8 protein-coding genes and 1 pseudogene are annotated in these 7,745 nt (G+C 30.3%); all 9 read right to left on the reverse strand.

All coding sequences use genetic code 11. The features are described 5' to 3' along the window. Positions 1-178: 178 nt before the first annotated feature. On the reverse strand, positions 179-1,264 hold the full coding sequence (gene ftsZ, locus ACTHW2_RS08470) for a cell division protein FtsZ (RefSeq protein WP_442263511.1): 1,086 nt from the start codon (positions 1,262-1,264) through the stop codon (positions 179-181). 3 nt (positions 1,265-1,267) lie between these two features. After that, complete coding sequence (locus ACTHW2_RS08475; RefSeq protein WP_442263512.1) at positions 1,268-1,645, reverse strand: small basic family protein; 378 nt, start codon at positions 1,643-1,645, stop codon at positions 1,268-1,270. Continuing rightward, complete coding sequence (locus ACTHW2_RS08480; protein WP_442263513.1) at positions 1,642-2,373, reverse strand: DUF881 domain-containing protein; 732 nt, start codon at positions 2,371-2,373, stop codon at positions 1,642-1,644. Before ACTHW2_RS08480 ends, ACTHW2_RS08475 begins: the two co-directional genes overlap by 4 nt. Before the next feature lie 11 nt (positions 2,374-2,384). Beyond that, a complete protein-coding gene (locus tag ACTHW2_RS08485) occupies positions 2,385-3,113 on the reverse strand; it encodes a DUF881 domain-containing protein (RefSeq protein WP_442263514.1) in 729 nt (242 codons plus the stop codon). Positions 3,114-3,128: 15 nt separating this feature from the next. Beyond that, positions 3,129-3,878: a cell division protein FtsQ/DivIB gene (locus ACTHW2_RS08490; RefSeq protein ID WP_442263515.1), complete on the reverse strand. Its 750-nt coding sequence runs from the start codon at positions 3,876-3,878 to the stop codon at positions 3,129-3,131. A 48-nt stretch (positions 3,879-3,926) separates the two neighbouring features. Continuing rightward, complete coding sequence (gene murA / locus ACTHW2_RS08495; protein WP_442263518.1) at positions 3,927-5,186, reverse strand: UDP-N-acetylglucosamine 1-carboxyvinyltransferase; 1,260 nt, start codon at positions 5,184-5,186, stop codon at positions 3,927-3,929. Between the two features lie 64 nt (positions 5,187-5,250). Beyond that, complete coding sequence (gene murG / locus ACTHW2_RS08500) at positions 5,251-6,345, reverse strand: undecaprenyldiphospho-muramoylpentapeptide beta-N-acetylglucosaminyltransferase (RefSeq protein WP_442263516.1); 1,095 nt, start codon at positions 6,343-6,345, stop codon at positions 5,251-5,253. Between the two features lie 3 nt (positions 6,346-6,348). Continuing rightward, positions 6,349-7,473 (reverse strand): putative lipid II flippase FtsW, encoded by a 1,125-nt coding sequence (gene ftsW / locus ACTHW2_RS08505; protein WP_442263517.1) that lies wholly within the window; start codon positions 7,471-7,473, stop codon positions 6,349-6,351. A 2-nt stretch (positions 7,474-7,475) separates the two neighbouring features. After that, positions 7,476-7,745 (reverse strand): annotated as a pseudogene (gene murD, locus ACTHW2_RS08510) (UDP-N-acetylmuramoyl-L-alanine--D-glutamate ligase); the annotation flags it as partial.

Consider the following 7,745-nt stretch of genomic DNA (forward strand, 5'->3'; position numbering starts at 1 on the left):
TCTTGTGGATAACACAGATATTTTTAAAAATCACATTCTGCAACTATCTATTTAAGTACTATTGAAATATCATTTATCTCATTATTATTATATATTAATATAAATGAAAAATATGTCTTTTTTACGCAATAAAAAAAAACGTATCTCCTTAAAAAGATACGTTTTTCAACAAATTATTTTATTTTTTGTCTTTTCTTCTCAAAAATATAGGTATATCTAAATCTTCCATAGGATCTTCAAATAATGTTTTTTCACCATCTTGCTTTTCTTCAGTATTATCTTTTGAATCTTTTTTCTTAGCTGAAGAAGAAATTTCACCAAAGCCTGTAGCTATTACAGTTATTTTAATTTCATCATTTAATGTTTCGTCTATTCCAGCACCAAATATAATATTTGCATCTTCATCAACTGCTCCTCTAATTAAATCTGCAGCCTCATTTACTTCAAATATTCCTAAATCTTGTCCACCTGTTATATTAAGTAGAACCGACTTAGCACCTTCTATTGATGTTTCAAGAAGTGGACTTCGGATAGCTTGTTCAGCCGCCTCTGTAGCTCTATTATCACCATTAGATTTTCCTATACCCATATGTGCTATACCTTTATCATGCATTATTGTCTTTACATCTGCAAAGTCTAGATTTATCAAATTTGGAACTGATATAAGGTCTGATATACCTTGGATACCTTGCTTTAAAATATCATCTGCCATAGAAAATGCATCTGATATTGTAGTCTTTTTGTCTGCTATTTGTAAAAGCCTGTCATTTGGGATTGTAACTAAAGTATCTACCCTAGTCTTTAAATTATTTACTCCTTGCTCTGCTTGGAGTAGTCTTTTTCTTCCTTCAAATCCAAATGGCTTAGTTACAACACCGACAGTTAGTATTTCTAGCTCTTTGGCAATTTCAGCTACAACTGGTGCTGCGCCTGTTCCTGTGCCACCACCCATTCCGGCAGTTATGAAAATCATATCTGCACCCTTTAAGTTTTCTAATATCTCTTCTCTACTTTCTTCTGCAGCCTTTTCTCCGATTTCAGGATTAGCTCCTGCACCTAGTCCTTTTGTTATTTTATCTCCTATTTGTATCTTGCTTTCTGCTTTAGAAGAAAAAAGTGCTTGTTTATCAGTATTCACTGCTATAAAATCTACACCTCTTACACCATGATCTATCATTCTATTAACAGCGTTATTTCCACCACCACCTACGCCAATTACCTTAATTTTTGCAAACTGTTCTACCTCAATATCAAAATCAAACATTTATTATTCCCCCTCATCTAATATTTGTTTATTATCCTGTTTATATCTATTTGTTTTATATAGTAACAATCTTCTTATATAAGCAAAGTTATCAAATATCCTACCCCCAAATGTAAATATAGAAGCAAAATATAATGGAACACCAAACATTTCACCAATATATGCTAAAAATGTAGCCAATATTGAATTACCAAAAAAACCTGATAAAAAAACTTGTATGTCAAATCGCTCCTCTAAACTAGCCCTTATTCCACCAAATACTGAATCCAAACTAGCAAGTATTGCTACTGTAATATATAGCGAATAGGTACTATTATAAGTATAAGGCAATAAAAGGCCTATTATTGCGCCTATTAATATACCAATCAAAGCAAAAATCATCGTTTCTCATCCTCTCTTACAGGCTTAGCATATTTGAATTCAAAATTTCCAGAATAGGCTGGTATATATAAATTATCTTTTTCCTCTGGTTCAAAACCTATACCATAAACATCTTTTAGTACATGAGCATATGTACCAGGTGCATTTACAGATGCCATAAGCAATTTGGGATCTCCTATTGCACTTATAATAAATGGTGTACCTATACTCACACCATTTATTCCTATAACAGGTCCCCTACATTTTAATTCAGAAGAAGAGATTACTCGTTCTCCATTAATACTTATAGCCTCTGCTCCAGCTACTCTTAAATCATTCAATATATTTAATACATCTACATCATGAATAACATCTTGATTTACATCTTCACCAATTACTTCATCTTCAGGATTATCATACATCTTTATAGTAATTCCTGGTCCTTCTAAATCTAAATGACCAGATACAGACTTATTTGAAACTAAATTCATGTTTAATTTCTCAACAATATCTTCATCATTATAGGACAACTCAGCAAGTGATTGTAATTCCTTTTCTTTACTATCTATTATTTTCTCTAAATCATTTAATTCCTTTATTGACTCTTCTATTTCTTTTTCTGTACTTTTTATATGGGATAAGGTTACAGGCCTATAGGATTCTAAATTAGATTTTATCATTGTAGAAATCAGAATTCCTGAGCCTATACTAAGTATTAATATTAAAATTTTCCCTCGACTTATCTTCATCTAATCAACACCTAACTATCATCTTCTTCTGAAGGAGAGCTGTACTTTAATTCTTTTACCTTCCTATATTTGGGAATTACAATGTTTTTATCTTGAGTTAAAAGTGTCATATAGTTATAATTTTTAAGCTGCCATACTACCCCTCTTTTTATAGCCAAAGCAGACTCTAGAGTATTTGGATTTCCTATTGCCTTTATAACTAAAGGTGAATTTGTAGAAACTCCATTGATTTCAATATGATCTCCAGCTCTCACTATTTCAGTAAAAGAAGTATATCTTTGGTCATTGATTGAAATAGCTTCAGCATCTGCTGCATTTAGTATACTTACTATTTGAAGTATTAAATCAAGTTGATCTACTACTCCATACCCATCACTATATTGAGTATCACCTGGTGGATCATTTATTTCTAATATAATTCCAGGACCTTCTAAGTCAACATATCCTGCTAAAGTTCTATATTTCATAGCATCCTCATAAAGACTTTCAGCATGGGAACTTTTGTCTATTTCATCTTTTTCATGTTTTTTTATTTGACTTTCAAGCTCTTCTATTCTATTCATTTGTGTATCTCTTTCATCTTGGACTTTTTTTAGTTCTGAAGCAAGTTCTTGAGCTCTTTGAGTAGGAAGTACCCCTTCACCTACTGATTTATTTACAGTTCTAAATTGAATAGATAAAATTAGTCCTAGAATAACAGATACTAAAACCAAGGCTAGTCTTTCTGATTTTTTTTTCAATATATCCCTCTTCTCCTATTTATCTATAATTAAAATTGGATGATCTCCTTTGTCCATGATAATCTTACCAGTTTTAATTTCTTTTTTATTTATATCCTCTAATATTTCTTTTAATAAGCTCAACTTATATTTTACATTACTTAGTGGTCCAAAGGCAACTGATATTTCATTTTTTAGTTTAATATTTACATCATTTGCAAAGTTTTTGTCAATTTCATCTATTTGAGATAATAATTTTAATTTATTTGCTTCATTTATAAATATATTTAATTTTTCATTTTCTTCTTTTGCAAATATAGTTTGTCCAACTTTAGTAGAATTTGTGTTAAATCCTTTAACATTTGGAAGTTTTGAATCTTTTTTATCAAGATGATCCATTATATATCCTTCTTCATCAACTAATAAATACATAGATATATATTGAAAGGAAAAAGTCTTTTGTCTTTCTTTTATTTCAATATTTATTGTACTAGGTAATGTTCTATTTATAGATGCTGATTTTATAGAAGGATTTTCAAGTAATTTTTCTTCTATGTCTTTCGACTTTATCTTAAATATATTAGTACCTTTATTTACTTTAGATTCTTTTAATATATCTTCTTTTTGTAAATTTTCATTATTACTTATTCTTATTTCCTTTATATCAAACAAAGATGAGTTAAGTGTAAAAAAAATAAATATAGATAAAAATAATATCAATATTATAATTTTAAAAATAATGTTTTTTCTTTTATGTACCCTTTCAATTGGTGTTTTATTTTTCATCACTTTTATCTCACCTTGTCCTATTTCTTCTTTAAAGATAAGCTGTATTTAAATACAGCTTATCTTAGCGCCTAGTCGTCTTAATGTTTCATCTAAATTCTCATATCCTCTATTTATGTGATATATGTTTTCTATTTCTGTATCTCCCTCTGCCACAAGACCAGCCAATACTAAAGCCGCTCCTCCTCTTAAATCTTTGGCATAAACTTTAGCACCAGTTAACTTCTTTACTCCTTTTACAACTGATACTTTCCCAAAAGTTTTAATATTAGCACCCATTCTAGAAAGTTCCTCAGCATGTTTAAATCTATTTTCAAAAACTGTTTCATTTATTATACTAGTTCCGTTTCCTATAGAAAGCATAGCCATAAATTGAGCTTGCATATCTGTTGGAAAACCTGGAAAAGGTAAGGTTTGAAGAATTTCTATTGCATTTATATTTTTAGGACCAATTACCATCATACTATTACCATTTATAATTACATTGGCCCCTGTTTCCTTGAGTTTCGCTATAGTGCTTTGCAAATGTTCTGTTATTATATCTTTTATTATAATCTTTCCCTTAGTCATAACTGCCCCCGCCATAATAGTACCTGCTACTATCCTATCAGGGATTATTTTATGATTTGTTCCATTTAATCTTTCTACACCTTCTATGGTTATTATACTTGTACCTGCACCTTTTATTTTAGCTCCACTTTTGTTTAAATAGTCTTCTAAATCCATAATTTCAGGTTCTCTTGCTGCATTTCTAATTACAGTAACTCCCTTCGCTTTGACAGCTGCAAGCATTATGTTTTCAGTAGCACCTACAGATGGATAATCCAGTTGAATATCTGCTCCTTTTAATTTTTCAGTTTTACAATGTATAAATCCATGAGATTCCTTTATTTCAGCTCCCATTTGTTTCAAAGCCTTTAAATGTAAATCTATAGGTCTAGGTCCAATTTCACACCCCCCAGGAAAACTCACATTTACCTCTCCAAATCGTGTTAATAGTGCTCCCATAAGTATAATGGATGATCTCATCTCTCTTACTAGCTCTTCCGGTAAATCAATTGAGTTTACACCATTTGTATCTATTATCATCCTATGTTCTTCAACTTTAACTTTAGATCCTATAGTTTTAAGTATTTCTGTCATAACTTTTACGTCTTTTAAATTAGGTATGTTTGAAATAATGCTTTTTTCGCCACTAATAACTGTAGCAGCCAGTATAGGAAGCACAGAGTTTTTAGCTCCAGTAATTTTTACTTCCCCTTCTAATCTATTATTTCCTTGAATAAGATATTTTTCCAAGTCTAACACCTCCATGGTATTTAAAACTCTATATAAATATCTTATGCTTTAGTAAATAAGTAGTTACTATATTTTAAATTATTCTTTTTATTATATCATATATTTCACTAGCAGCACTTATTTTTCCTAGATTTTTGCTATTTATTGCCATATTATCCAATTTGCTTTTATTACTTATCAGGTCCTCTATTTTATTTTTGAGTACTTTTCCATTTAAATCCTTTTCAAGAATTACAATTGCTGCATCATTTTTTTCAAAACTCCTAGCGTTATATTCTTGATGATTTTCAGCAGTATAAGCTTTTGGAATTAAAATACTGGCTATTCCTATGCTAGATATTTCTGCAAGAGTAATAGCACCTGCACTTGTAATCATCAAGTCAGCAACATTTAAGGCTTCTGCCATTTCATAAAGGTATGGGAGGATTTTAATATTTTTTGAATCAATATTTAAATCCTTTATCTCTTTTAAATATTGATCATAAAATCTTTCACCTGTTATGTGAATTAGTTGAAACTCTAAATCTTTTAGATTTTCAATTATATATTTTATAGAATCATTTAAACTTTTTTGTCCACCACTACCACCAAATGAAAGTATAGTAGGTTTGTTTGGATCTAGATTTAGCTTTTTATATGCCTTTTCTTTATCTACATTTAATATTTCACTTCTTATAGGATTACCTGTTTTTATTACTCTATCAGGGTATTTAAAATATTTTACAGACTCATCAAAGGTCACTGCAACTCGATCTACAAATCTTGAAAGAATCTTATTAGTTATACCAGGAAAAGCATTTTGTTCATGAATAAGTGTCTTTATCTTATTTCTATACCCTTGAAGAACAACAGGCCCACATACAAATCCTCCTGTTCCTATTACTATATCTGGTTTGAATTCTTTTATTATTTTATTTGACTCTCTCAATCCATAAATAAGCTCTTTTAGAGCTACAAACGAGTCTTTACTTATATTCCTTGGGATTCCTTTTACTCTAATAGTTTTAAAGTCAATACCTTCTTTAGGTATAAGTTTTGATTCCAGACCTTCTTTTGTTCCTACATAAAGAATTTCTGCATCATTATCATTTAATTTTATTTCATTTACAATAGCAAGTGCTGGATATATATGTCCTCCTGTACCGCCACCTGATATTAAATATCTCATCCCTTAACTCCTTTCAAAATTTACATGTCTAGAAATATTTAATAATATTCCCACTAGTGTCATGTACATAACTAAAGATGTACCACCATAACTTACAAAAGGGAGTGTTATACCAGTTGTAGGAATTGATGAAGTCACTACTGCTATATGGATTAAAGATTGCACTGCTATTAGTGCAGTTATCCCAGTAGCTAAAAGACATCCAAATCTATCTTCTGTTTTTAAAGCTATGATTATTCCCCGCCATATTACTATTAAAATTATAAGCATTACTATTATAGTACCAAGTAAGCCAAGTTCTTCTCCTATTATAGCAAATATAAAGTCGTTATAAGCTTCTGATACATAAAAAAACTTTTGCCTACTTTTTCCAAGCCCCAGGCCAAAAACACCTCCAGAACCTAATGCATATAAAGATTGTACTACTTGCCATCCCGTATCTAGTTTATCTGCAAATGGATCTCTAAAAGCCGTGATTCTCCTAAGTCTATGTGGTTTATCTGGATTCATAACAGCAAAATAAAACAAAGTTGAAGCAATGCCTCCTAAAGGAAGCATATGAAAAACTTTCATACCAGCTATAAAAAACATTGACATCATTGTAATAGCAAGAGTTACACCTGTACCTAAGTCTTGCACTATTATTATTCCACATGCTAGTCCTATGTACATAAGAGCTGGAACTGTACCCTGAAATATTGTACCTATTTTTTCTCTTTTATTTGTTAGGAACTTGGCAAAAAACAATACTGCACCAAATTTTATAGTATCTGAGGGCATAAAAAGTACAGGACCTAGTTTAACCCATCTACGGGCACCTTTCAAACTTTCTCCCATAGGAGTAAAAACTAAAAAACCTAATATTAATGACATTATAAATATATAAGGTGATAGTTTTTTAAGTTTTTTATAGTCAAAATTCATAGCTAGAAACAATCCACCAAATCCAACAAATGCCCACATAATTTGTCTTTTTAAGAAATGATAACCATCTTGTTGTTTTGACATAGCTTCTGGCCAACTAGCACTAAAAACCATTATTATTCCTATAAATACTAACATCACTATAGATATCAAAAGGATAAAATCAACCGCTCGTCTATTTGCATTTTTTTTAACTCTACTCATACTTACTCCTCTCCTAATCTATCTACAATCTGTTTAAAAATTTTTCCCCTTTCCTCAAAATTTTTAAACATCCCCCAGCTAGCACATGCAGGGGATAATAATATATTATCTCCTTTTTCAGATAGACTATAAGCTAAATTTACTGCTTTTTCCATATCCTTTGCCAAAAAAATTTCTTTAAAACCATATTTGAGTGCAGTTTCTTTTATTTTAATAGAAGTATCTCCCAGTAGTATTAAAGATTTAACTTTTCCTTTAAAACTTAGTATAAA

The organism is Tissierella sp. (genome assembly GCF_052089545.1).
Classification (GTDB): domain Bacteria; phylum Bacillota; class Clostridia; order Tissierellales; family Tissierellaceae; genus Tissierella_A.